The 24570-nt window shown below is 45.1% G+C and carries 24 protein-coding genes; 14 read left to right on the top strand and 10 right to left on the bottom strand.

Annotated elements, in window-relative coordinates:
* The first annotated feature begins 205 nt into the window (after nucleotides 1–205).
* The 6 genes from BEL05_RS13220 to BEL05_RS13195 all read left to right on the top strand — a co-directional run bounded on the left by BEL05_RS13220 (nucleotide 206) and on the right by BEL05_RS13195 (nucleotide 5825).
* On the top strand, nucleotides 206–496 hold the full coding sequence (locus BEL05_RS13220; RefSeq protein WP_028762689.1) for a co-chaperone GroES: 291 nt from the start codon (nucleotides 206–208) through the stop codon (nucleotides 494–496).
* Between the two features lie 56 nt (nucleotides 497–552).
* Nucleotides 553–2205 carry a chaperonin GroEL gene (gene groL / locus BEL05_RS13215; RefSeq protein ID WP_069671432.1) on the top strand — a complete coding sequence of 551 codons (1653 nt, stop codon included), beginning with the start codon at nucleotides 553–555 and terminating at the stop codon, nucleotides 2203–2205.
* Nucleotides 2206–2647: 442 nt separating this feature from the next.
* On the top strand, nucleotides 2648–2884 hold the full coding sequence (locus tag BEL05_RS13210; RefSeq protein WP_069671431.1) for a helix-turn-helix domain-containing protein: 237 nt from the start codon (nucleotides 2648–2650) through the stop codon (nucleotides 2882–2884).
* A 3-nt stretch (nucleotides 2885–2887) separates the two neighbouring features.
* Nucleotides 2888–4189 carry a HipA domain-containing protein gene (locus BEL05_RS13205; protein WP_069671430.1) on the top strand — a complete coding sequence of 434 codons (1302 nt, stop codon included), beginning with the start codon at nucleotides 2888–2890 and terminating at the stop codon, nucleotides 4187–4189.
* A 678-nt stretch (nucleotides 4190–4867) separates the two neighbouring features.
* On the top strand, nucleotides 4868–5266 hold the full coding sequence (locus BEL05_RS13200) for an ASCH domain-containing protein (protein ID WP_069671429.1): 399 nt from the start codon (nucleotides 4868–4870) through the stop codon (nucleotides 5264–5266).
* A gap of 49 nt (nucleotides 5267–5315) precedes the next feature.
* Nucleotides 5316–5825: an ATP-binding protein gene (locus BEL05_RS13195; protein WP_069671428.1), complete on the top strand. Its 510-nt coding sequence runs from the start codon at nucleotides 5316–5318 to the stop codon at nucleotides 5823–5825.
* A gap of 40 nt (nucleotides 5826–5865) precedes the next feature.
* On the opposite strand, the gene BEL05_RS13190 is transcribed toward BEL05_RS13195, so the two are convergent.
* On the bottom strand, nucleotides 5866–6924 hold the full coding sequence (locus BEL05_RS13190; RefSeq protein ID WP_069671427.1) for an acetyltransferase: 1059 nt from the start codon (nucleotides 6922–6924) through the stop codon (nucleotides 5866–5868).
* A gap of 58 nt (nucleotides 6925–6982) precedes the next feature.
* Nucleotides 6983–8041, bottom strand: a complete 1059-nt coding sequence (locus BEL05_RS13185; protein WP_069671426.1) for a nuclease-related domain-containing protein — start codon at nucleotides 8039–8041, stop codon at nucleotides 6983–6985.
* Between the two features lie 311 nt (nucleotides 8042–8352).
* Between BEL05_RS13185 and BEL05_RS13180 the strand changes: the two genes are divergently transcribed.
* The 3 genes from BEL05_RS13180 (at nucleotide 8353) to BEL05_RS13170 (ending at nucleotide 10574) form a co-directional block, all read left to right on the top strand.
* A complete protein-coding gene (locus BEL05_RS13180) occupies nucleotides 8353–9006 on the top strand; it encodes a hypothetical protein (RefSeq protein ID WP_069671425.1) in 654 nt (217 codons plus the stop codon).
* A 139-nt stretch (nucleotides 9007–9145) separates the two neighbouring features.
* Complete coding sequence (locus BEL05_RS13175) at nucleotides 9146–9550, top strand: hypothetical protein (RefSeq protein WP_028762696.1); 405 nt, start codon at nucleotides 9146–9148, stop codon at nucleotides 9548–9550.
* Nucleotides 9551–9713: 163 nt separating this feature from the next.
* Nucleotides 9714–10574, top strand: coding sequence for a DUF417 family protein (locus BEL05_RS13170; protein ID WP_069671424.1), 861 nt, complete (start codon nucleotides 9714–9716; stop codon nucleotides 10572–10574).
* Nucleotides 10575–10627: 53 nt separating this feature from the next.
* On the opposite strand, the gene BEL05_RS13165 is transcribed toward BEL05_RS13170, so the two are convergent.
* Entirely contained in the window at nucleotides 10628–11434 is an 807-nt protein-coding gene (locus BEL05_RS13165; RefSeq protein ID WP_069671423.1) for a phosphatase PAP2 family protein, read from the bottom strand.
* A 326-nt stretch (nucleotides 11435–11760) separates the two neighbouring features.
* On the opposite strand from BEL05_RS13165, the gene BEL05_RS13160 reads away from it, so the two are divergent.
* Both BEL05_RS13160 and BEL05_RS13155 read left to right on the top strand, forming a co-directional pair.
* Complete coding sequence (locus tag BEL05_RS13160; protein WP_069671580.1) at nucleotides 11761–12927, top strand: BamA/TamA family outer membrane protein; 1167 nt, start codon at nucleotides 11761–11763, stop codon at nucleotides 12925–12927.
* 2 nt (nucleotides 12928–12929) lie between these two features.
* The gene (locus BEL05_RS13155) at nucleotides 12930–13712 is read left to right on the top strand and encodes a hypothetical protein (protein WP_175427344.1); all 783 of its coding nucleotides are present in this window, start codon (nucleotides 12930–12932) and stop codon (nucleotides 13710–13712) included.
* 127 nt (nucleotides 13713–13839) lie between these two features.
* Here the strand turns inward: BEL05_RS13155 and BEL05_RS13150 are convergent, their stop codons facing one another.
* From BEL05_RS13150 to BEL05_RS13140, 3 genes are read right to left on the bottom strand one after another with little or no spacing between them, the layout of a single operon-like run.
* Nucleotides 13840–14235, bottom strand: a complete 396-nt coding sequence (locus tag BEL05_RS13150; protein ID WP_028762700.1) for a type 2 periplasmic-binding domain-containing protein — start codon at nucleotides 14233–14235, stop codon at nucleotides 13840–13842.
* 11 nt (nucleotides 14236–14246) lie between these two features.
* The gene (locus BEL05_RS13145) at nucleotides 14247–15482 is read right to left on the bottom strand and encodes a hypothetical protein (protein ID WP_069671422.1); all 1236 of its coding nucleotides are present in this window, start codon (nucleotides 15480–15482) and stop codon (nucleotides 14247–14249) included.
* Between the two features lie 38 nt (nucleotides 15483–15520).
* Nucleotides 15521–17137, bottom strand: coding sequence for a methyl-accepting chemotaxis protein (locus BEL05_RS13140; RefSeq protein ID WP_069671421.1), 1617 nt, complete (start codon nucleotides 17135–17137; stop codon nucleotides 15521–15523).
* Nucleotides 17138–17974: 837 nt separating this feature from the next.
* Between BEL05_RS13140 and BEL05_RS13135 the strand changes: the two genes are divergently transcribed.
* Nucleotides 17975–19972: a S9 family peptidase gene (locus tag BEL05_RS13135; RefSeq protein WP_439332368.1), complete on the top strand. Its 1998-nt coding sequence runs from the start codon at nucleotides 17975–17977 to the stop codon at nucleotides 19970–19972.
* 86 nt (nucleotides 19973–20058) lie between these two features.
* Here the strand turns inward: BEL05_RS13135 and BEL05_RS13130 are convergent, their stop codons facing one another.
* On the bottom strand, nucleotides 20059–20310 hold the full coding sequence (locus BEL05_RS13130) for a DUF2999 family protein (RefSeq protein ID WP_028762704.1): 252 nt from the start codon (nucleotides 20308–20310) through the stop codon (nucleotides 20059–20061).
* 165 nt (nucleotides 20311–20475) lie between these two features.
* Between BEL05_RS13130 and BEL05_RS13125 the strand changes: the two genes are divergently transcribed.
* On the top strand, nucleotides 20476–20874 hold the full coding sequence (locus BEL05_RS13125; protein ID WP_069671419.1) for a hypothetical protein: 399 nt from the start codon (nucleotides 20476–20478) through the stop codon (nucleotides 20872–20874).
* Between the two features lie 80 nt (nucleotides 20875–20954).
* Here BEL05_RS13125 and BEL05_RS13120 read toward each other — a convergent pair whose 3' ends face one another.
* The 3 genes from BEL05_RS13120 to BEL05_RS13110 all read right to left on the bottom strand — a co-directional run bounded on the left by BEL05_RS13120 (nucleotide 20955) and on the right by BEL05_RS13110 (nucleotide 23505).
* Nucleotides 20955–21428, bottom strand: coding sequence for a hypothetical protein (locus BEL05_RS13120; protein WP_069671418.1), 474 nt, complete (start codon nucleotides 21426–21428; stop codon nucleotides 20955–20957).
* A 170-nt stretch (nucleotides 21429–21598) separates the two neighbouring features.
* Nucleotides 21599–22774, bottom strand: a complete 1176-nt coding sequence (locus tag BEL05_RS13115) for an MFS transporter (RefSeq protein WP_069671417.1) — start codon at nucleotides 22772–22774, stop codon at nucleotides 21599–21601.
* Nucleotides 22775–22836: 62 nt separating this feature from the next.
* Nucleotides 22837–23505, bottom strand: a complete 669-nt coding sequence (locus tag BEL05_RS13110; RefSeq protein WP_139151885.1) for an SDR family oxidoreductase — start codon at nucleotides 23503–23505, stop codon at nucleotides 22837–22839.
* A gap of 141 nt (nucleotides 23506–23646) precedes the next feature.
* On the opposite strand from BEL05_RS13110, the gene BEL05_RS13105 reads away from it, so the two are divergent.
* Entirely contained in the window at nucleotides 23647–24570 is a 924-nt protein-coding gene (locus BEL05_RS13105) for a LysR family transcriptional regulator (protein WP_069671415.1), read from the top strand.

Below are 24570 nucleotides of genomic sequence, written 5' to 3'. Positions count from 1 at the left end.
TACAGAAGGAGGGCAATTCTATCAGGATTGGCTGATATTTTATAAAACCGAGTTAAAAAAAATGAGATTTTTTTTGTAAAGCCCTTGGATCTTGATGCAGCGACCCCCATATAACCAAACATCAGACGACATAAGGCTTATGTCGTATTACTTTGAAAAACCGCCAACGTTTGTTGGGCAAAAAAATCATTAGGAGAGTCCATAGATGAATATTCGTCCATTACATGACCGCGTCATTGTTAAGCGTTCTGAAGTTGAATCAAAATCTGCCGGTGGCATCGTACTTACAGGTAGTGCTGCTGAGCAATCAACTCGCGGTGTAGTCCTTGCAGTAGGCAATGGCCGAATTCTTGAGAACGGTAGCGTACAACCTCTAGACGTTAAGGTTGGCGACACAGTTATCTTCAATGAAGGTTACGGCGTGAAAAAAGAGAAGATCGACGGCGAAGAAGTCTTGATCCTATCTGAAGCAGATCTAATGGCTGTAGTGGAATAATCCACTAAGTTACTTTCTATCCCAGTTAAACCCAATTTTTTTAAAGGATACAGAACATGGCAGCTAAAGAAGTTCTTTTTGGTAATGACGCTCGCGTAAAAATGCTAGCAGGCGTAAACGTACTGGCTAACGCAGTAAAAGTTACCTTAGGCCCTAAAGGTCGTAACGTAGTACTAGACAAAAGCTTTGGTGCACCGCTTATCACTAAAGATGGTGTGTCAGTAGCAAAAGAGATCGAACTAGAAGACAAGTTCGAAAACATGGGCGCACAAATGGTGAAAGAAGTTGCTTCTAAAGCCAACGATGCCGCCGGTGACGGTACCACTACTGCAACCGTACTAGCTCAAGCAATCGTAACTGAAGGCCTAAAAGCCGTTGCTGCGGGCATGAACCCAATGGATCTTAAGCGCGGTATCGACAAAGCGGTTATCGCAGCCGTTGCTGAGCTTAAAACCCTATCTCAAGAGTGCAGCGACACTAAAGCTATCGCTCAAGTAGGTACTATCTCTGCTAACTCTGACGAGTCAATCGGTGAAATCATCGCAACAGCGATGGAGCGTGTTGGTAAAGAAGGCGTTATCACAGTTGAAGAAGGTCAAGCACTCGAAAACGAACTCGACGTCGTTGAAGGTATGCAGTTCGACCGTGGTTACCTATCTCCATACTTCATCAACAAGCCAGAAACCGGCAGCGTAGAGCTAGAAAGCCCATTCATCTTGTTGGTTGATAAGAAAGTATCAAACATCCGTGAACTACTACCTATCCTTGAAGGTTTAGCAAAAACTGGTAAGCCACTGCTTATCGTTGCCGAAGACGTTGAAGGCGAAGCATTAGCAACATTAGTTGTAAACAACATGCGCGGTATCGTTAAAGTCGCAGCGGTTAAAGCACCAGGCTTTGGCGACCGTCGTAAAGCCATGCTACAAGATATCGCTATCCTAACTGGCGGTACTGTCATTGCTGAAGAGATTGGCCTAGAGCTTGAAAAAGCGACCCTAGAAGACCTTGGTACGGCTAAGCGCGTTATCATCACTAAAGATGACACCACTATCATCGACGGTAATGGTGAGCAAGAGCAGATCCAATCTCGCGTTGCACAGATCAAGATCCAAGCTGAAGAGTCAACTTCTGACTACGACAAAGAGAAACTACAAGAGCGTATGGCTAAACTTGCCGGCGGTGTTGCAGTGATCAAAGTGGGCGCAGCCACTGAAGTTGAAATGAAAGAGAAAAAAGCCCGCGTAGAAGATGCACTACACGCGACCCGCGCCGCCGTTGAAGAGGGTGTCGTAGCTGGTGGTGGTGTTGCACTAATACGTGTAGCGAGCAAGATTGGCGAAGTTGAAGTATTAAACGAAGACCAAAAGCACGGTGTGGTTATCGCACTACGCGCTATGGAAGCGCCACTACGTCAAATCGCTACTAACGCCGGTGAAGAAGCATCAGTTGTCGCTAACAACGTGAAGAACGGTACTGGTAACTATGGTTACAACGCAGGTAACGACACTTACGGTGACATGCTAGAGATGGGTATCCTTGACCCAACTAAAGTGACGCGTAGTGCGCTACAGTTCGCGTCATCTATTGCAGGCCTAATGATCACAACAGAAGCTATGGTGGGCGAAGTTGCTCAAGAAGCTGGTGCTGGTGGTGATATGGGCGGCATGGGTGGAATGGGTGGTATGGGCGGTATGGGCGGCATGATGTAAATTTTACGGGCCTAAATCTGTGATAGCTGCGTTGCTTCACTACTCGTTTAGTACACTAAACGTCGCGGTAAAGCGCCTTGCTCTAACAAGATTTATACCATGTAAAATGCTCTGCTGGTCTTAAGCCTCACAGCCTGAAACCAAACTTCTTGTAAAAGAATAGAGAAAGCCCCGATACTTTGAGTATCGGGGCTTTTTGTTGGCTGAAATTGAGTAAGGTGAGTGAGCGGTTTGGGCTAGCTCTAAAGGTGTAAATTACTACACTTTTAGGCCGATTAATGGCTGGGTAATAACAAAGGTGTACGAAGTTACACTTTATGTGGTATCGAAACGCTAAATTTCACTAAAGTGTATGAAGCTACACTTTAATGTTGAATCATCGAATAGTTAGGGCTAAAGTGTATCAAGGTACACTTTTAGTTAACCTTACGGAATTTACGTTATGGCATCTTCGCTAAATCAACAATCCTTGGGATCACTGGTTAAAGAAAACCGCAAAAAAGCTGGACTGACTCAAGAGGTGGCGGCGATGTTGTGCGGTGTCACTAAAAAGACGTTGATCCGAGTAGAGAAAGGTGAAGATGTTTATATCTCTACGGTGTTTAAAATTCTTGATGGATTGGGCGTCGCTATTGTTGCTAAGCAAAAAAGCAGTGAAAACGCGAGTGGGTGGTACTAGTTTATGACCGATTCAGTCAAGCTTGTTCTGGATATGCATCTGGGCGATCGCATTATTGGTGAGTTGTCGTTCGACCCTGATACCGAGACATTTGCCGTTAACTATACCGACAAGTGGCAGCAAAATGGTTTTCCCATATCACCCATGATCCCGCTAGATGGCAGTGGGCGTAGTAACCAAATAGCCATGTTCTTGGCTAATTTATTGCCTGAGAACAAAGGGCTCGACTATCTGGTTGAATCGCTAGGTGTGTCTAGGGGCAATACCTTCGCGCTTATTCGTGGAATCGGTTTAGATACCGCAGGTGCAATTGCCTTTGCTCCTCAAGGCGTATTATTGCCTGCTAACTTATTTCGAGAAATAAGCGACGCTGAAGTAATAAAGCGACTCGAGGATCCAGATAGCTGGCCAATGGAGATCTGGGACGGCAAACCAAGGCTATCGGTAGCGGGTGTGCAGTCAAAATTAAATCTGTTCTATAACGGTGAAGCATTTGGTTTTGCTGAAGGTGCGCTTTCTTCGACCCATATTCTCAAGTTCGAAAAGCACCAGCATTTAGTGATCAATGAATTTCTGACTATGCGGTTGGCTAAGGCCATCTCAATGAATGTGGCCAATGTCGATATCAGCTACTTTGGCGAATATAAGGCGCTTAGTGTTGAACGCTTTGATCGCCGTTATCTACCAGCCGAACACAAGGTGCTGAGAAGGCATATCATCGATAGTTGTCAAACACTCGGTTTTAGCGTTAACAAAAAGTATGAGCGTAATTTTGGTACTGGCCGCGATGTAAAAGATATCCGTGAGGGCGTTAGCTTCGCAAGGCTGTTTAGTCTAACGAGTCAGTGCGCTAATCCTGCCGCCGCTAAGCAAGATATGTTGCAGTGGGCGTTATTTAATTTACTGAGCGGTAATGCCGATGCCCACGGCAAAAACTACTCATTCTTTATGACACCCACAGGCTTAGCGCCGACGCCATGGTACGATTTGGTGTGCGTGGCGCTGTATGATGATTTTGAGCAAGAGTTGGCAATGGCGATTGATGATGAATTCGATACCAACAAGATTTATGCCTATCAGCTCGCCGCATTTATTGATGAGATAGGCTTACCAAGAGCTTTGCTAGTCAATAATTTAACTCAAATGGCGACTAAGATAACCCAAGCCATAGATGAGGTTATCGCAATGCTCCCCGCGCTTGATAAGGCCGAGCAAGCCTTTGTCAATAATTACAGAGCGCAGCTACTGGCAAGGTGTGAACGCTACCTAGCTATGGCACCGGAAATTAAAGATATAGAGCTGTAGTTTTGGTTAAAGTTAAAGTTAAAGCTTTAGCTAAAGCTGCCTTGCAGCCGAGCTAAGCGTGAATGAGTCCAAACTTCGTGTGGATTTGAGGTCACCATCGTGGCGCTTCGCCCACACCAGAGCAAGGAGGACAGCTAGCTTGAAAAACGCCGTTCCTGTGGGGATGCGGGCGAAGTTTAGCCACTATTGTGAACATCTGAACAAGGGAAGGCGACACTTCACCAGAAGCTGTGAGTATTTGGCTGTTAACTAAGTTAAAAACATCTATAAACACCTTCCACCCTTAGTTGAACAACCTGAGTTGAACCCACTCGGTTGAAAGTGAGCTATATGTGTCTGTTTTAAGCCTTTAACGTCAGTTTTGCTTGAGCTGTCAGGGATATTGGCAGCGCGCAGAGACAAAAGCCTAGTTCTCATCGACATGTGCAGTATTGGTTGGTTATGTCTTTGATTAATAGTGGCTGGCTTTAGTTTTTTGGTATGAACTTGGATAAACTGCCTTTTAATTTTCAGATATAACTGGCAAAATGCGTAAATGGCTGTATAAATAAACAGTGTTCATTTTGGTGGTATGTATAACTTTTGTCTAGTTGAAACTCGCAGATAGTTAGATTTTCTGATGAAATTTTGATTGTATGAGTTTACTATTCGCCCTTAGATAGAATTAAGAGCTAAATCATGAAAGCGTTATTGTCGATTAAACCTGAGTTCGTAGCAAAGATCATCTCTGGCGAAAAGCTATTTGAATATAGGAAGGCTATATTCAAAAGACCCGATGTTAAGTCTGTAGTTATTTATTCTACGATGCCGGAAGGGAAGATCGTTGGTGAATTTATGATTGGTGAGATTTTGGCTAAACATCCAGCAGATTTGTGGGAAGAGACTAAATCTGCGTCGGGTATTAACAAACAGTTCTTTGATGAGTACTTTAACGAACGCAATATCGCTTATGCTATTCAGATTAAAGACTTTAAAAGATATGAAACACCTATAGACCCATACAAAAAAGAGATGGGCTTTAAGGCACCACAGTCTTTCAAGTACTTAGATGGTGCGTCTAAATTATGTTTTAGTTGATAATGACCGAGCTTATGCTCGTTTTTTTATAATATAAGGTTAGGGATTAATGAAAGAGATATATTTTATATCAGGTATACATGGTGTAGGTAAAGGAACTCTTTGTCATCAACTGAATGCAGAGCTTGGGCTACCAATTTACTCTTGTAGTGACTTGATAAAACAAAACTCAGGCTATATAGAGAATAGTAAGATTGTTACTACAGCTGAACGGAATCAGGAAGCTTTAATTCAAGGTTTGAGAAAGATTAATGAAAAACGTTTTCTGTTAGATGGTCACTTTTGTTTAATAGGTAAAGAAAAGGGTATCATCGAGCTAGATTATGACGTTTTTGATGCGATAGCCCCTGTTGCAGTTATTAATGTAGTGTGTGAGCCGTCAGTTATTCATGAAAGATTACTAAATCGTGATGGTAATGCTATTAATGTCGATAAACTGGAATTGCTTCAATTAAAAGAAACGGCGAGAGCCAAAGAATATTGTGAAATTAATTCAATCTCTTTATATGATTATCAATCATCCAACCCGATTGATCTATTAGTAAAAATTCTCAGCTAATCAGACAAGAAGCACCTAAAGGTGCTTATTGCTTTTATCTTTAAATCAAAATTTTTCGATCAAGTTCTGAGATGTCAATAATTTTATTAAATTGCTGATCTGTTAGCTTCAGTACGCCCCAATAGTCATCTCTATTTAGACCTGCCTTATCAGCGAGATCTCTGCGAATAGGTCGCTTGGGAAGTGCTGCGTTATACGTAAAGTTAATAATATATGTGTACTTTTTTTGACGATAGATTGTGCGTAATTCAGCATCGTCAAATACGCAAAACTTGACACAGGCATTTACAAAATCATCTTCATTATTGTATTTATCTATGGTGTGGACATCTTCGATAACACAAAGTGATGTCGCTACAGCACTATATTCAGCAGCACTTTGGCCATCTCGAGTACGATAGATCACGACTGCATCGCCGCGCTTAAAATCTAGCACTCCATTCATTCCGCAGATATAAACTTTGTGAATGCTATTTGAGTGTGAAACATCCTTTACTACATTAGTTCCTTCCGTAAATAATATTGAATCAGGAAATAGCTTAGTATGGTGTTGTGGATAGATACTAAGTAAATACTTATTATTTCCAGATATATTGACGAATGGGTAGTCTTTATCTACATCATCATAGACTTTGCTTAAGTCTCGTAATAGAACATTCTCAGTGCCATTACTTGTTGTCTTTGTTGCATATTCTTCAAAGCCATAGCGCTTGAACAGATCAGAAAGATATTTGTGCTTTTGCCCAAATACTGTTACGTAAATATCATCTACATTTGGTGACTGAGCTAATGCGTAGTCAAAAATTTTCTTCAAATATCGATCACCTCGACGAGTTTGCATTGGGTTAAATTTAAATGTACCCACCTTCATATGTTGCGTATTTGGTAGTGGGGGATACGTATCATTCCCTGGGCCTTGCTCAAACTTACAATACAAGAAGCCTTCAATTGTCCCTGCAACATTATATAGAACAAGAGCATTGTTATTGGCCTTTCGCTCAAACCAATCCGAGAACTCTGTATAGTCAGCCTTTAAGCTGTCAAAAAATGGATCATTTAAATTTATGTCTGAAAATTTTTGTACTACTAGATTTTCCATATGTTAAAGCCTTAGTTTAATTATTAAATAAGTGGGTCAGAGAAGCTTTCCAATTCTCTTAAATCACTCGCTGGCCACAACCACATTCTTGGCAGTTCAAGGTGTAGGTTTCTTGTCGTTTTTGAACTCTGGTATTCTTGCTTTTGCACTGCGGGCAGGCTTGTTTCATCGGTGTGTTTTTAGTGCATTGGTTGCAATGTATGTAATAGCCGAATTTGCCATACATTGGGGTGTAATTCGTTGATTCCCCGCAATGCTTGCAGCGTAGAACTATCTGAATTATTTGGCTTTTATCAGCTGTTTTTTGTTGCTCAGGTTCTGCTGGTATTGGTTGAGCTGGCATTTGTTGAGCAGGTGCTGTGCTAGCGGCTGCAGTTACTGGTGTGTTTGCTAGTGGCGCAGTGCTTTGCTCGGTCGCTATTTTGCTTGTTTCTGGTGCAGCTGCATTCGGTGCGATATGTTGCTTGATAAGAAATGAGGCGACAGATTCGAGTTCTTGTTGATTGAAAGCTGGGCGTGTATCGCTGGTATTTATAAACCGAGCGAATTTACTTTTTAGGTTCATCACCTTGTCGAGTTTCTCTACCAGAAACTCTGATTTTATCAGCTTGTCTGATACGGCCTTGGGCATCGACTTTCTATCAATAATGGCATCACTGGATACTGCACACAGGTGATCCCAGCATCGACCTTTGAAGCCTTGTTGTTTAAAGCCAAGCAATTTACCTAAAATCTCACTGCGATGGTGCATCAATAATTCGAGTAATAGAGCTTGTTGCAGTTCTACTTGCTTGATGGGCGAGGGCATGCCTTGCCATTTATCAGTCTTGCCTTGATTGATGCTTAGGCTGCGCGTCCATTCCTGTTGCTGGTTGACCTTTACCTGACCTCTGATGCTCTTCGATTCAATTAGAATGAAACCGTAGCTATAGACTATGAGGTGGTCGATTTGGGCGGTTTCATCGTTAAAGCGGAACTTAAAATCGTTGATCACCAGCACTTGTGGATGATCTTTGAAGGCACGGCGCAGAAAGAAGGCGACGTTTTGTTCTTGCTGTTGGCCAGCAATCGCTTGGGGTGATTGAGTGTTTTGCACTGATTTGCTTTTTAGAATCATCTATCAACAGCATCCATTCTCTGCTTTAGTCTTTTCGTTAGGTAAGCGTTAGCAGTCTGATAAAAGTCAGCTTTATAATACATAGCCTTAGTATAAAAAAGCTACTGAAAATTCGTCGATTATCCTTCCATCGTTAGCAACGCACCTCATGTCACATAAACTTAGAATAAGTGACACCGTCAGCATTGTTGCCCGCAATTAGGTTGTGTGCAATTTAATTGTGGGGTATGGTTACGCCATATGAGTGTAATGCCTGCCGATAACAGGGATTAACTCACCCCAATTAATCACCTTTAGTAATAGGAAATACCATGAAAGCAGTAATAAAGATTGGCCAAGGGGCGATGATTTTATTCATGACACTAATGAGTAATACAGCGAGCTATGCCGCCACAGTATCCGAAGCGGAGGTGGATAAATCAGACACTAAAGTGGTGAATATTGATGAAACCAGTTTTAGCTGCATCCGCGACATGACGCCAGTGCGTCACTTTTATGTTGATAATCTGCTGGGTAATATAGAAGGCACATTAGCTGCTGCGAATTCGCCTGAGGGCGCTATTTATCCCACAGGCTCTGTGGTGCAACTGGTGCCGACCGAGGTAATGGTTAAGCGTGAGCCTGGCACCTTTGTGGCAACCAATGATTGGGAGTTTTTCGAGTTAGAGGTCGATGAGAGCGGCTCTAAAATTGCAAAGCGCGGTTTCGTTGATGTGGTCAATCGCTTTGATGGCAACTGCTTTGCGTGTCATGTGCCAGCTAAAGAGAAGTGGGACTTTATTTGTGAGTCTGGCCATGGCTGCGAACCTATTCCTATCGACCATAAAATGACAGGCGCATTGCAACGCTCAGATCCACGTTGTGGTGATACGGCGTTGGAGTCTGGTGATACTATGGCGCTGATAAAACTTAAGATGATGGTTGGTGCAGGTTTGACCAAAAAGTGGTTTGAAGACCTGTTCTAATACCATTAGGCAGTATGTGATAGGCGATTAATCACAGCAACTCACCTTAGGCATAGATTTTAATCTATGCCTAAGGTTAGGTGACTACAATGTGTGGTTAGATGCTCGACTTCAACCATTAACAGAGGGATCTACCTGCATGGATACACAACATTCAGCACCTACTCGCCGCATGCCTTGGGTGGCTATTGGCGTCGTTATCTCAATCGTGGCCATATTTGGGCTGTTATTAATGATGATGCCTAAAGGGTTTAAAGCGACTCATGAGCAGATAGGCACAGGTAAGCCTGCGGTGGTGTTTGTGTATGATCCTAATCTTGCTCTGAGTAACAGCCAGACCGAACAGATGAACGAAGCGCGTGCGCACCTTGGTGATAAGGTATTATTTTTGTTAGCAAGAACGGGCACACCAGAAGGGCAGCAGTTGATTGCTAAATACAAGGCTGGGCCCGCTGAACTGTTACTGTTCGATCCTGCCGGAAACCTCATCAAGAGACAGTTCGCGGTGAGCGATGCCAACCAGCTAATGCGTTGGGTACGTTAACGGCCATTGGGCTAGTGTCTCGCTGCGAATAAGTCACCAATAATGTAAAGCCCTGATAACTTATGTTGTCAGGGCTTTTTTGTGTAATGCGGTCCACTTTCCCATAGCAAAATGAAAGGTTTTTGTTTTTTTGCGGGTCTATAGCGAAAAAATAGGAGTCTATATGTCTGCATTACTAAAACCCATTAGCCATAATCTGAGTTTGTTAATTGCCAGGGGGTTACTGGGTTGTTTTTTATTCTTAACCGCTATGACTCGCTTTACCGCGGGGGATGCCATTTACTTCAATAAACAACTCGCGGCGATTAATTTGCCAGATATGCCTTGGCTGTCGGCAGTATTGGGGGGAATACAGCTGCTGGTCGTGTTAGCGCTTTTGCTGCCTCAACATAAGTGGAGCCAGGTTACCCTGTACGCTTATGCTGTGCTTGCGACCGTGCCCTTATTGATGCTGTTTACCCATCCTGTTTGGATTGACGCACTTGGCGGTTTTCCTGCAATTGGCGCCGGACAAGGGCTAATAAAATATTTGGCAATTGTGGCCGTGACACTTTATGTGGCCTCTCATTATGGCGATCACTATCGGATTAAGCGCATGGCAACAGCCTTGCTTGCGGCCGGTATTGTTTTAGTCATGGCATGGATTGGCGCGATGAAGTTTACTCAAATTGAAGCTGATGGTATTGAAGGCTTGATGAGCACCAGCCCATTGTTTAGTTGGATATATGCCATTTTTAGTGTGTTGCATGGCTCATACTTTATCGGTGTCATTGAGCTCATTGCCGTCTTGGGCATATTGCTGGCCTCTTGGTCTCGCACAGCTTATGTGTTGGGGCTTGCCGTCGCCGCCTTGACGTTTGCAGCGACTCAAACCTTTGTTATCACTTTGCCCGCTTACGAAACCAGTTTGGGTTTTCCTGTGTTAACCGGAAGTGGCCAATTCATTGTTAAAGACTTAGCCCTACTGGCGGCGTGTATTATTTTGTACGCAAGGCTAACGACTACACATGTGCAGGCTGAATAAGTGTCATCTCATGTTTTCCTGCAATCCCATGGTTTGGCGAGACTGTTAGGTGCTCACGGTCGGTAAACGTAGCGCGTAAACAGGCACACTCCCGCGGCAAAAATATAGAAAATTTGTAGTTGCTCGACAATTGGAAGTTGCGGGAATTCGCTGTTATTCATCACGCTCAAGCTGGTTAGTAGCAGTAATAACGTGGCTAACAATAAACACTGTGCCTGCTTGGTGACCAATGAGGTGTTGAGCGCGCTCGCCGCATAAATACTACTCCAGCCGATGATCGCCCCTAAGGCCACATCAATGGGCCAGTGGGCACCAACGGACACTCTCGACAGTCCAACAAGGACGGCTAATGAGAGCAATAATATCCGGCTCAATTGTCGTGTTGATGAGAGAAAAACGGTGCCAGCGAGTAAAAATATGGTTGCGGTATGCCCTGAGGGAAAGCTATTGCTATGGCGCGCGTCGCCGACGATATGCAGTTGCGCTAACAGGGAGGCTGGACGTGAAGCATCAAAGTAGTTTTTAAGAAGATGGGTGGCAGCGAGGCAGATAATTGCTGCCAGCATTACCCGTAATATCCAAGCTGGTTTAAAGCATAGAATGATGATTAACAAGCTCCCAGTAACAATGCCATTACCTAGGTCTGTGATACTGGCAAGCAGCGCCGGGCTAAAGTGCTGGCTCGCCTGATTAACGAGTAAGAATAAGCTGTGGTTAGTGCTTTGCTTCATCATGAGGACAAATCCGCAGACCAAAATAAACAGCACCCATAAAAAGCCAGATTCACGCTTTCTTTGAAGGAGAAAGGTTTGGTGGTGATTTGTGTGTTGTTGCTCGAAGCTTAGGCTTAGTGGGTTCATTAGGTGCTCTTGTTAATTCAGCTTGCTCCTATTTTATGATTGGCTGAGTGAAAGAAATGTCACTGTGTTCTGACCGATTGCAAGTGAATGGTCGCGAACGCGCTGCACTGGCACTTAATCGTCTATGTTATCCCCAAATCACTCTTGATGCTTTGCGACTCTGTGCTCAATTAAGTGATGGGTCAGGTGTCGGTGGCTGCGAAAAAGTCGTTGTTGAAAAGCGCTGGGGTGTTAAAATGCGCCCCTCATCGTTGGGCCTGACAGATGGCGTTCTATTCAGCTCTTGTCTGCCTACCTACTATTTTCCATTACTGATTAGAGTGTCTATGAAACGGATTTTGTTGTTATCCCTGCTTGCCTTATCCTACCAGGCTGTCGCCGTTGAACCCTTGATTCACACGCCAAAAGATATGGAGCCTACTTGGGTCGACGATATTCTGGATATTTTCGGTGCTGACGGTGAGTTTGATGAAAGCAAACCTATCGATATGAGTTACCTGCCAACGGCTTATTACACGCCAGAGAAGAAGTTTGGCGTTGGCCTGTTGATGGTGGGGCTATACAAAACCGACGGGGCCGCGAGTGATGAGCAGCCTTCATCTTTGGTGTTGAATTCGTTTGTATCGATGAACAATTCGTATGGCGTTGAAGTGGAAAACATGACGTTTTTCAACGGCGGTAAGCAGCGCTTATTATTGGGGCTGGAGTTACATAACGAAGCGTCTGTGTATTATGGCCAGGGGATTGCCGCTGGCGATATCGACAGTAATCATCATGAGTTTGATGAGCAGCTTTACAGCTTTACACCGCGCTGGATGACTGAGGTGGCGGACAACTACTTTTTAGGTGTCGGGGCCGACTTTACCTACGCCAGTGCCGATAAGTTAACCTTGGTTGATACCGATCTGCCTATACCATCTGATGCTATTTTGCCTGATAATTTTAGCTCAGGTGTGGTGCTGACCAGTATCTATGACTCTCGTGATTATCGACTTAATGCCACTAAAGGCTGGTTATTTCAGCTTGATGCTGGGCTTTATCAAAACAGCGAGTACTCGACATTTTCGACCTATAATCTTGAGCTGGCCAACTATATTGATTTGAGCTCGACATCACTACTTAGCGGCGCCCCAGGGCTTATCGCTTGGCAAGTGCAGGGACACTTCACCAGTGGCGATGTGCCATGGAACATGCTGCCAGACTTAGGTGGTTCAAGTGCGATGCGTGGTTATATCAAGGGCCGCTATCGTGATGAGCAGATGATGATGGGGCAAGTTGAGTATCGTCTGCCTATCTTCCAACGTTATGGCATGGTCTTTTGGGGTGGTTTGGGTAGCGTGGCCTCTAAGGTGAGTGAACTCAGTGATGAGCTGATGACCTCTTATGGCGCTGGCTTTCGTTTTAAAATTAAAGACAACATCAATTTACGCCTCGATATCGGTGTGGGTGAAAATGAAACCAACTTTTACCTCAACGTGAACGAAGTGTTCTAGGCATGATGCGTTTATCTGCCTGCATGCTGGGCTGTGTGCTCGCGTTAACTTCGGTGTTGGCGTTTGCTGAAGATGCTTTGGTTGATAAGGCCAAAGTATCGGTCAGCGCTGCGCCTGTATCATCTCAAACTCTGGTTAAGGCATTGGCGCCCCAGTGCATGCGTCAGTCAGATTACGACATTTATCTTAGCGGCATCCATACAGGTACCATGAGCCGAACCGAAACTTGGCACGGGGAAACGGCGGTGGTGACCTCTCATAGTAAAGCCAGTATTTTAGGCATAGGCACTGAGTATCGTCAGCGGGCAGAGCTCTCTTGGTCTACGACAACTCATGAGTGGCTCACCGATAAGTTTCACCAGCAGGTAAGTGGTTTTCGCGCCAGAGACTTACAGGCAAATTTTAGTGCTAATGGTCGCGAGTCTCGGGTCAACGTAGACGGAGATATCGAGCATTATCACTCTTCTTCGATCGCACTGCGAGACGTGGATACGTTGGCGATTCAGATGCGCCACCTCTTGCTGCAAGGTCGCCAGCAGTTTGCCTTAATCAGACAAGCGTCAGATGCCATAGAGCCTTATCAATATTATGTGCAAGCTAAGCAAACAAAAACGATAGCGCCTTGGGGGAACCTCTCGCTCATCCCGGTTGAGCAAACTGGGGCCGAAGACGTGACCTACTATTTCGCTCCTGAGCTAGACTACCAACTTATTCAAGCGCGTTACCATGGCATTGTGTTGCAAGGCCTTATTGAACTGAATCACTATCACTCTACTTGTCAGTAATGGTAAGTACCTGCTGTTAAGTGTTAACGGATGAGATATACCTGTGCTCTCTAATCTAATATTGAAGGTACATAATCAAAAAAGCCGAGTGTTGATTCACTCGGCTTTTTATTAGCTTGGCTGAAGCTTACGGCTTTAAGATCACTTTTACCGTGTCGTCTAGATCTGCTTCGTCGATGTAACCAACAGCATTAGGGGTAGAGGCGACGGTTGACTTCATTGCCGCCGCGCTGCTAACTGTCGCTGGTGGATTACCTTTACCGGTAAATACCTGTTTTGACCAGTAGGCTTTCAATTGCGCATCGCTCTTGCGTGTCACTTTGTCGTGGAACTCAGAGCGGGTAGCGTTACCTTCATCAAGTTCAAAAGGTACAGAAGAGGATGAGCCTTTACCTAGGAATAATTTCTTGGCATCAGACGCTGAAATATCGCTGGTTCCTGGGGCACCAATTAACACTACAGCGGCTTGTGCTGAAACCATGCTGCATAGGCTAAGCGCTACGATAGAGAGTAGTTTTTTCATTGTAGCGCTCCTTAAAATACTACGTCGAATTTAACGGTATACACAGTGACATCGTCATATTCTTGCAATACATTGCTTTGGAATCCACCTGAAGTGTCGCCAAAGTCGGTAGCGTAAGTCACATCAAATTTCACCGCGAGATTGTCCAATGCATCCCAGCGCAGACCACCGCTGTATGAGGTACGTTGGCCGTTGAACAGTGCCGCAATCAGTGCGCTGCCCTGACTGAATACAGGTCTTTGGTCATCATCTTGTGACTCATAATAGGCGGCAGTCACATATGGTGTAAACGCGTTAATGCGGTAGCCTAAGGTGATATAGCCTGCATCTGAATCCGTATATTGGCCATCTACTTCGGCTCGAGTCCATTCGGTGACAGCGAGGAACTCACCGTTGTCATAGCTTGCGCCCACGCCTGTAAAGGTGGCTTTTTCATTGTCGAGCGTTAGTAGTGGTACTGATGCTTCGATAGAGATTGGCAAACCAGTGACAGGGTCTTGCGACGGAATTGTCACAGAGCGGCTGATGGTGCCATCTAAGGTTGATTGGCCGTATACGGCTCGTAGGGTCCAGATCTCATCGGTCCATGTTAGGTTGGCGCCGAGTATATTTTTGATATCTGTGCCAGACTCTTCAGATTCACCGCCAAAGGCTTGCACTGTTAACGTAGAGTCATCAAACTCAAATTCATAGCTGACATCACCACCGGTATAGGTTGTAAAGGGGACTGAGCCATAAACTTCTTCTGGTGGACGCGCAAAAGGCTGGGCGTAACCCACATCTAAGTAATCTGAGTACATAAATAGTGGCACACGTAGTTTACCGCCGCGCAGTTGTACTCCGCCGTCAAAACGATGCGACACGTATGCCCATTCTGCTTCGACATCCCAATCGTTTTCGCCCTTCATCATGAGCTGCATTACCGCTTGGGTGCTGTCGGTGATCGCAAAGGTCGCTTGGAAGCCTAGCTTACTTTCTTCACTAAAATCTGCCGAGGTACTTGAGCCCAAATAGCCAGAGTTATTGTCTGCAGAGACATAGGCTCCGCTCATAAAACCATTAAACTTGAATCTGTCTGTTAAGCTGGCAGTTTGTTGTTTTTGCAAGGTTTGCACCTGCTGCTCTAGTTTTGCTATCTTCTGCTCATTGGTTTCTTCTGCAGCAAAACCTTGTGCGGATACCAGCGAAATAGATATCGCAAACGGCAGTGCTTTAAGCGCCGTATTAAAGGTATGTCTTGTGTTCATCATATGCTCCCGGTTGATCTATTTTTTGTATTAATCGATTAAACTTTAAATTGGTCGGTGATGGTGGTCAGTTGTTTGCTGACCCCTTCGATGTCGTAACTGATGCCACCGAGTTCATCGGTAGTGGCTTTCACTTTTTGAGCGTTACTTTCAATTTCAGCGACGTATTGCTGTATTAGCACAGAGGTATTGTGTTGCTCCTCTGTGGCAGCCGCTATCTGTTCATTGACCACTACGATCGCGCTAACTTTGTCCGTAATGCTCACCAATGCATCGCCCGCAAGCGACGTACTCTGCACCCCTTCATCGGCGGTTTCTATGCCGCGTTGCATCGCTTCTACCGCTTGGGTTGAGGTTGAGCTTAGCTCTTGCAATACCTGCTGGATCTCTTCTGTTGAGGATTGGGTGCGCGATGCGAGCGTTCTCACTTCATCGGCAACCACGGCGAAGCCACGTCCCTGTTCACCTGCTCGTGCTGCTTCAATGGCCGCATTAAGCGCCAATAGGTTAGTTTGCTCGGCAATACCGCGGATGGTGCCTAAAATCGCATTCACATTGCTAGTAAAAGCGTCCAGTTGATTAACAACAATGGCAGTGGCTTTTACTTCATCGGATAAGCGGTTAATGGTGGCAATGGCATTTGCCACAACGGTTTGACCACGCTGTGCTTCTTGGTTGGCATTATCGGCCTCTGACGCGGCATTCGTGGCGTATTCTGCAACGTGTTCAACGCTGACAAACATTTCACGCATCGCATTGGATATCTGATCAACCGATTGAGACTGTTCGGTGACGGTGCTTTCGCTGTTTCTGCAACTGTCTAGCAGTGTCGTCGACACCTTACCTAGGCTTTCTGTGGTTCGTTGCGTGTCGGCAATTGAGGCTTGCAGTTTAGTTACAAACTGATTAAACCAATGAACTAATACGGCAATTTCATCTTTACCGTCATATTGAATACGTGAACGCAAATCCCCTTCACCTTCGGAGATATTACGCAGTGAATCAGTGACATTATTGAGGGTGACAATAATAGAGTTATTGACAAAATAGCCCACTACGATCAGGAAAATAGACGCGACAATACCTATGGTTAGCATAGATGTTGATGCGTTATCGGAGCTTTCTAACGTGTTTTGAATTGATTGCGCAAATTGCTCTGAAAAGTCGAGTTGCTTAGCGTTAAATTGCTGAAGCAGCTTATTATAGCGCTCAGCATTTTCAGCGGCTTGGTTTTTAATCACATTAAAATCGACATCATCTTTAAGAAACTCATTAACCAAGCCTTTGGCTTTTTGATGATAAACCTTGAGATCATTGCTCATGGATTGAGCTTGGGCGGCCTCGTTAGGCAGTAGTCGAGCGATGTCATTTAAGTTATTAACTATCTGTTCAACCATCTTGTCGACGGTGATGAGCGAATCCTCTTCGCCTGTCGTCACTGCTGACTGAATATTTTGGTCGAGCTGAATAATTAAGCCTTCATTGATAGTTGCCAGCTTTAATACCGGAAACAGCTGAGTGTTAACGTAGTTGAGGCGCTCGGCGTTATCTTTAACGCTTTGATTATTAACTACTAATGAGAAAATAAATGAAGCAATTGCCACCAGAGTTAATAGTACTATTCGATGTTTAATCTTTAACTTGTTTAGTTTCATATTCTAGCCTTGGCTGCCTACGGCGAGTAAAACGATTGCACAACACTACTGGCTATAAAATTGATAATGATGATAAACCCAGCTGTTCATCCATTACCTAGCCCAATGCAAAAAACGAGAGACTTCCGTGTGTAGGAGGCTGCAAACTGCATACTTTCCTAATTTTGCGTCCAATAATTAAAAAGTGCACTACATAGTAACTAGTCGATAACTGTGCTTTAAGCAACATTATCCCTATGATTACTAATGATCATTTTTAGATCCGTTAACGTGAATTTAGAGTGAAGCGCCCGTGCAATAAACGGTGCTATAGAGTTGAATTGGAGCTTTCCTTGAATGACATCTGACTTAGCATTGGTGTGCTGCTGGTAAGTCGTTTTGGTTTTCTACCTGAGTTATCTACTCGTTGTGCAATTCCAAGCCGTTATTCAACCTTTCTTAACGCCAATGGCGTTAGGGGCTCTTCGGTTTAAATTGATCAGTATCAATACCAATCACTCGGCAAGTCCTTGCCCTGAGTTACTGCAATAATGCTGAATTAGTTAACTCAACACTCATTTTGGTAACAATATTAACATCCAGAGTATAAGGCCAAGGTAATCAAGTGTATACAGATGTATCACGTTTTTTTGCTGAAACACCGTGGCGAATGTCGATTTTTGTAGGCATCTAACATCCCTAGGTTGAGTTTAAGCTTGGTTTAAGTGTTAAGGTCGATCATGTGGATGTAACAAGCATAACGATTAATCAACCTTGACGCGGTTAGCGTCTGTTGAGAGCAATAAGACAATAAAAAGGAGAGCACGCGTGAAGAGATTCGTCATTGCAGCCCTGTGTATGTTTATGCCTATCAGCATAGCCGTCGCAGAGCAAAGTAAAACCCTTTCAGTGGATCTGTTGTGGCAACTGAGCCGCATTGCTAGCCCAGTTATTTCTCCTAATGGTGAGATGATTATTGCGCCAGTAACTGAGTATGACGTACCCGAGGATAAGGGGAGCACGCAACTGTGGTTGTTTGACCATGAGGGTAAGTCTCAACGTCCGCTGACGGCTAAAGGACTGCGAGTCAGTGAGCCTGTGTTCTCGCCTGATGGCAAGACCCTCGCTTTTATCAGTAAGCGTGATAAAGATGAAGTCGGGCAGGTGTATCTGCTGCCAATGAGTGGCCCAGGTGAAGCCCAGCGATTAACCGATGTGCCCAGTGGGGTGAAGGGGCTGAAGTGGGTCGGCGAGCATATCTATTTTATCAGCGCGGTTTTTCCTGGCAAAAACTGGCAAGAGACAGAGGAGCAATTGAAAGCCGATAAAGATAACAAAGTCTCTGCCCATCAATGGAATGCCTTGCCTTATTCAAGCTTTGACCATTGGCTCGATGAAGACAAGCAGGCGCACGTGTTCCGCATTCCTGCTAAGGGGGGCGATGTTGAGCCCATCACTCAACCGCTCAAGAAGCAATTGCCTCGTTCGTCCCAGAGTGCGGCTAGCTATGATATCGACGTCAATGAGCGCTGGATCGCTTTTAATGCCAACGGCTGGGATAACCAAGTCGATGCCAAAATAGATATTTTCCTTGCAGCCATTGGTAGCGGTAAGGTGGAGAATCTCACCGAACAGAATAATGCGCCAGATTCAAATCCAACCTTTAGCCCAGACGGCAAAACCTTAGCGTTCACTCGTCAGCTTATCCATGGTTTCTATGCCGATACCGCCAAATTGATTCTGTTGGATATGAAAAAGCGCACCGAGACAGTGCTAGCGAAGGACTGGGATCGCTCTGTTGCCCGTTTTATTTGGACACCCGACAACAAAGGGTTTTACGCTTCGGTGGATGACGCCGCTACGCGACGCATTTTTCATATCAATGCCAAAAACGGCAAAATAAAAGCCATTACTCAGGCCACCAACTTTGGTAAGCCTACTATGGCCAACGATGGTACATTGGTCGCGGCTAACGATAGCTTTCTCTACCCTGCACGGGTGGTGAAAATTAATACCAGCAATGGCGAAACGACCCGTTTAGATCAGTTTAACGATGATATTTTGGCTGATGTCGATTTGGGTACCTATGAATCGGTGACCTATAAAGGTTACAAGGACCAAGATATTCAAATGTGGGTGCATTACCCACCAGGGTTCGATCGCAGTAAAAAATATCCATTGATGATGCTAATCCATGGCGGTCCGCACAACGCTATTTCTGATGGCTTTCATTATCGCTGGAATGCACAAACCTTTGCCTCTTGGGGGTATGTAACGGCATGGCCTAACTTTCACGGTTCCAGCAGTTTTGGCCAAGAGTTTGCCGATAGCATTAACCCAGACTGGAAAAACAAATCCCTTGAAGATGTGTTTAAAGCGACCGATTGGTTTACGCAGCAGTCATGGATAGATGACGAACGTTTAGTGGCGGGCGGTGCCAGTTATGGTGGCTATTTAACCTCGATTATTCTTGGTCAAAAACATCCATTTAATGCGCTATTAATCCACGCCGCGGTATATAACATGTACTCGCAGATGGCGGCCGATTTTGCGGTACACAGTACCCGTTTTGGTAATTACTGGGAAAAGCCAGAGATCTATCAATCAATCTCGCCTCATTACGGTGCGGCCAACTTTAATACGCCGACGTTAGTGATCCATGGGCAGTTGGATTATCGTGTCCCTGTGGGGCAAGGCTTTGAGTTGTTTAGAACCTTGCAGACCCGGGGAGTTGAGTCAAGAATGATCTATTTTCCTGATGAGAATCATTGGATCATGAAGCCCAATAACTCCATCTATTGGTATAACCAAGTCGAGCAGTGGATGACACGATTTGCAGAGCCAGGGGCTAAGTAAGCGCCAATACGGTATTGCAAAATAAAAAAAGGCTGTCGATAAGGACAGCCTTTCTGTTTTATCCCTAGATGGATAATGGATTGTCGCTATTTTTGCAGTTGTGCTTTGGCTGCTTCAACTTTTGAAAAATCGAGGCCAAGCTCGGTAACGGCTTCTTTAATCAAGGCCGGGTTTTGCATGACCAAGGCCATTAACTGCTGTAGTTTTTCTGGTGCGATACCTAGCTGACCAATCACGCCCATCGCCATGAGTGGATTGTCGGTCAATGCTTGGAAAAGTTCGTTGATCTTCTCATCGCTAACATTGTGCTCTTTTAAAATGGCAATAATTGGATTCATCGCAACGCCTTATTGTGTTGTAAAGGTGAAATTGGCGCTGATTTTACCACAGAATGTAACCGTTAGTAGACTCAGTGGTCACTCCTAACATTGGTGGATTACGCCAATAAAGGGTAGATTATTAGTGAGGATTTTTGAATAGCCAGTTTTATAGAGGCAATAACGATGTCTGATCAATTTAACTGTTGGCAATGTGGCAAAGCGCTTGAGGGGGTTATTTTACCTCTTTCTCGTCGTGAGGCGTGTGCAGAGTGTCATGCCGATCAACATGTCTGTAAGATGTGTGTGTTTTTTCAGGACTCTGGTAGAGGAGATTGTAAAGAGGAGCGTGCTGAGTGGATCTCTGACCGAGAGCGGGCCAATTTTTGCGACTACTTCAAACCCGCTACGGGCGTATACAGTAAAAGTGGTCCGTCAGCCAATGAGCAGGCTTTAGCTGAATTAGCGGTGCTATTTGGCGATGCGCCAACATCAAGTAATCAGGCAGAGGAACAACCTCAAGAACGGCCGAAAACTGCGGCTGAGATTGCTGAGCAACAATTGCGAGATTTACTTGGCGGGTGAGTTTCATTGCACCAATTTCAAGCTGTTATAGGGCTAATAATGACTATTGTTAGCCCTGCTATATTGCTGCTGAACCTAGACTAAAGGCGCGGATCGGCGTTTTGACTCTCAACCTTTCCAATCACGGTGATCTCGCTAAGGGTTGATAAAGTGCCCCACTGTTGAATGGTCATCATATCTTTGACTTCTTGCGCTGCAAAGCCTAAACGCAAACCATCTTTTTTATACTCATTAGGCAGGTTACTGGGCAATATTTTACGGCCATCATCAGTCAATATACCCCAAAATCCGCCTTCTAAATTAATTCGTCTCACAGTGCCTTGGTTCATCATGACTCCTTTTTGTGGTGAGTGCGGCTTAACCACGGCTTGCATCCCTGTATCATCTGCGTGTTGTCTATCACCAGCGATTTCAACGGGTTTAGCCGGAGCGGTGAGCTGTGACCGATTATCGCTGACGTCGGTGCTGTTGGCTGGTTTGGACTCAGTGGCATCGTTGCAACCAGTAAGTATTAATGCGCATAAGGATATGCACAGAGGGAGAGAGGCACGCATCGAAACTTTCCTTTTGGTATTAGTAGTCTGAGGGTTACTGTAGCAGAACTTACCTTAAAAAGACGAGACGTTAGTGAGTGCTGTATTGACCGACGGTGCGCAGGTGGTAGGGAAGAGAGATGAGGGTAAAGAGAAATCAAAGAGCCTCCTATAGAGGAGGCTCATGAAGGTTAGTGATTGGTAGGCTGTTGGCGCAATTCACGTTTATTGGTGGAGTAGATAAACAGTAAACCGATCACGGGGACAGCAATCGCAGCATAAGGGATCATACCTGCGCCAAAGTGACTGTCGAGTACCATTCCGCCGAGGAAGCCACCAAAGGCATTAGCAAGGTTGAAGGCTGATATGTTCGCGGTCGCCGCAAGCTCTTGTCCTTCACCGCCATGGTTCATTACACGTAGCTGCATTGCAGGTACATTGGCAAATGATGCGATACCAAATAGGAAGGCCGCAGCCACAAACAAGATTTTGTTATCAAGCGCTAATCCTACCAATACTAACGAGATGATCATGGCGATAGCCCAGTACAGTGATGCTTTTTGCAGGTTACTGTCTGATGAACGTCCACCTAAAGTGTTACCGATAATCAAGCCAATCCCGACGATAACCAGAATCCATGTTACGGCATGCTCACCAAAACCTGTGATGTGCATCGCAATTGGGGCTATGTAGCCATAAAGTGTCATAAAGCCTGACCATGCAAAGACAGTGATTGCTAATGATGCCAATAACATAGGGTTCTTAAATGCCTGCAATTGGGTTTTGATATCTTTAGCTTCACCATGGCCGTCGGTTTTGATCACGGCAAGAATGAAAAGCATGGCGATAAGGCCTAAGGCGGCGACGGTGATGAAAGTGGTGTGCCAGCCAAACTGCAAGCCAATCCAAGTGCCACCAGGCACGCCCAGTACGTTTGCCAATGTGAGTCCAGCAAACATCTGTCCTACGGCACGTCCAGCCATTCGTTCAGACACTAAATTGGTCGCCACAACAGCACCTATGCCGTAGAAGGGCCCTTGCACTAATCCCGTGATCACACGACTCGCAAACAGAATATTGTAATCTGGGGCGAAGGCTGAAAGCAGGTTGCCAAGAATGAAGAGCACCATTAAGCCCGTTAATACCCGCTTCTTATTAAACTTGGCTAAATAGATGGTGAGTATTGGGCCACCAAATACGATGGCTAGCGCATAGGCGCTGATCAGATAGCCCGCTTGTCCTTCTGTGATGGAAAGGGCATTGGCAACCTGTGGCAAAATGCCAGCAATAACAAATTCTGCGGTGCCGATGGCGAAAGCGGCAAGGGTTAAAATCCACACCTGCAAAGGTATTTTTTCATTGTTCATAATAGGCTCACTAGTTGATGATGATGCGTTGGAATTTGACTCGACCTAATAAAGAAGTGCCGTTAGCTCACTAAGGCGCCGCCATTGATGTCGATAATGCTGCCTGTGACAAATGGGTTGTCGATAGCAAAACGATAGGCTTGGGCAATCTCTTGAGGGCTACCTATTTGGCCAGCGGGTAACTGCTCACTGGCCTGACTAAACATCTTGCTGCGATCGCTGTCTGATAGGTGTTGATAAGCTGGGGTGTCGGTTAGGCCTGGGCTAATGGCATTAACGCGAATAGGGGCAAGCTCTTTAGCCAACACTTTGGTTACCGCCTCAAGTGCCGCATTGATGGCCGTTTTGGTATAAGTATTGGCGACAACTTTACGTGAAAGCATGCCAGTGGTTAACGTAATAGACCCAGCTGACTTAATGTAGCGTGCAGCATGTTTTATCGTACAGACGGTGCCCCAAAACTTAGTATCAAATGCCGATTTAGCATCATCAATGGCCACATCGACCACTTTTCCGGCTGGCGCGGATGAACCTGCTGTGATCACCAAATGATCAAAAGCGCCCACGGATTCGAAGTAACGATAAATACTCTGCTCTTGACTGATATCTAAACCTGTTTGACGGCTGGCAATATGCACAATATGGCCATCAGCTCTGATTTGTTTAGCCAGTGCTGCGCCTATGCCTGAGGTGCCGCCGACGATCACATATGTGGTTTGTGCTTGATTCATGGTTGAGTGCTCCATCGTTAATTCATTCAGTATTGGTTTGATGGAGTCAGTATATTTGTTTATTTTTTTTTGATAATTGGTCTTAAAGTGAAAATATTATTTGGATATACTGAATAAACTTTCTGTTGTGGATTAAGTGGTATGGATAAGTTTGCTGATATGGAGATGTTTACCTCTGTGGTAAAACATCAAGGCTTGGCGGCTGCAGGGCGAGAGCTAGGGTTGTCGCCAGCGACAATGACGGCTAGGTTGCAGGGGTTAGAGCAGCGCTACGGGATCAAGTTACTCAATCGGAGCACGCGTCATGTTTCATTAACGGATGCTGGCGCCCGCTATTATCAGTCCTGCTTACAGATATTGGATAGTGTAAGAGAAACTGAAGAGCTGATGCGTAAAGGCGTCAACGAGGTAAAAGGGAGCTTAAAGATATCGGCGCCAAAAGATCTCGGTAAGCAGTATATTTTGCCGATAGTGTCGCAATTTATGGAGTGTTACCCAGAGGTGACGCCCTATCTTTATCTCAATGATAACCTAGCCAATATTGCCGAATCTGGCATAGATATAGTGATTCGCTATGGTGAGCTGGCTGACAGTAACCTTATCTCGCGGCGTCTGGCCTCTAGTCGACGGGTGTTGTGTGCGTCGCCAGAGTACTTAGCGCGTAAAGGCACGCCGTTGACGCCGCAAGCTTTGACCGAACATGACTGCTTAGCCATGCTACGTAGTAACGAAGAGCTAAAACATTGGCATTTTCAAGCCAATGAGCAACGCAAGTCGGTGACGGTTATCCCCTCGAGATTTTCTGATGACGGTGAAGTGATCCGCTATTGGGCCTTAGAGGGGGCAGGCATCGCGCTCAAGTCACTGATCGATGTGCAGCAAGACATTAAGGCCCAGCGTTTAGTGACAGTGTTGAACGGTTATATGAAAAACTTCAGCGCTGCCACCACAGTGTCAAGTACCGACCTTAATGTGGTTTATTTGAGTCGCCAATATCAGCCAAAGCGGATTCGTTTATTTTTGGACTTTCTGTTTGAGCGCTTTGAGCAACGCTTAAATCAATAG

The sequence above is a fragment of the Shewanella colwelliana genome (genome assembly GCF_001735525.1).
Lineage (GTDB): Bacteria > Pseudomonadota > Gammaproteobacteria > Enterobacterales > Shewanellaceae > Shewanella > Shewanella colwelliana.
The sequence above is the reverse complement of the archived record's forward strand: the minus strand, read 5'-3'. Positions and strand labels throughout refer to the sequence as shown.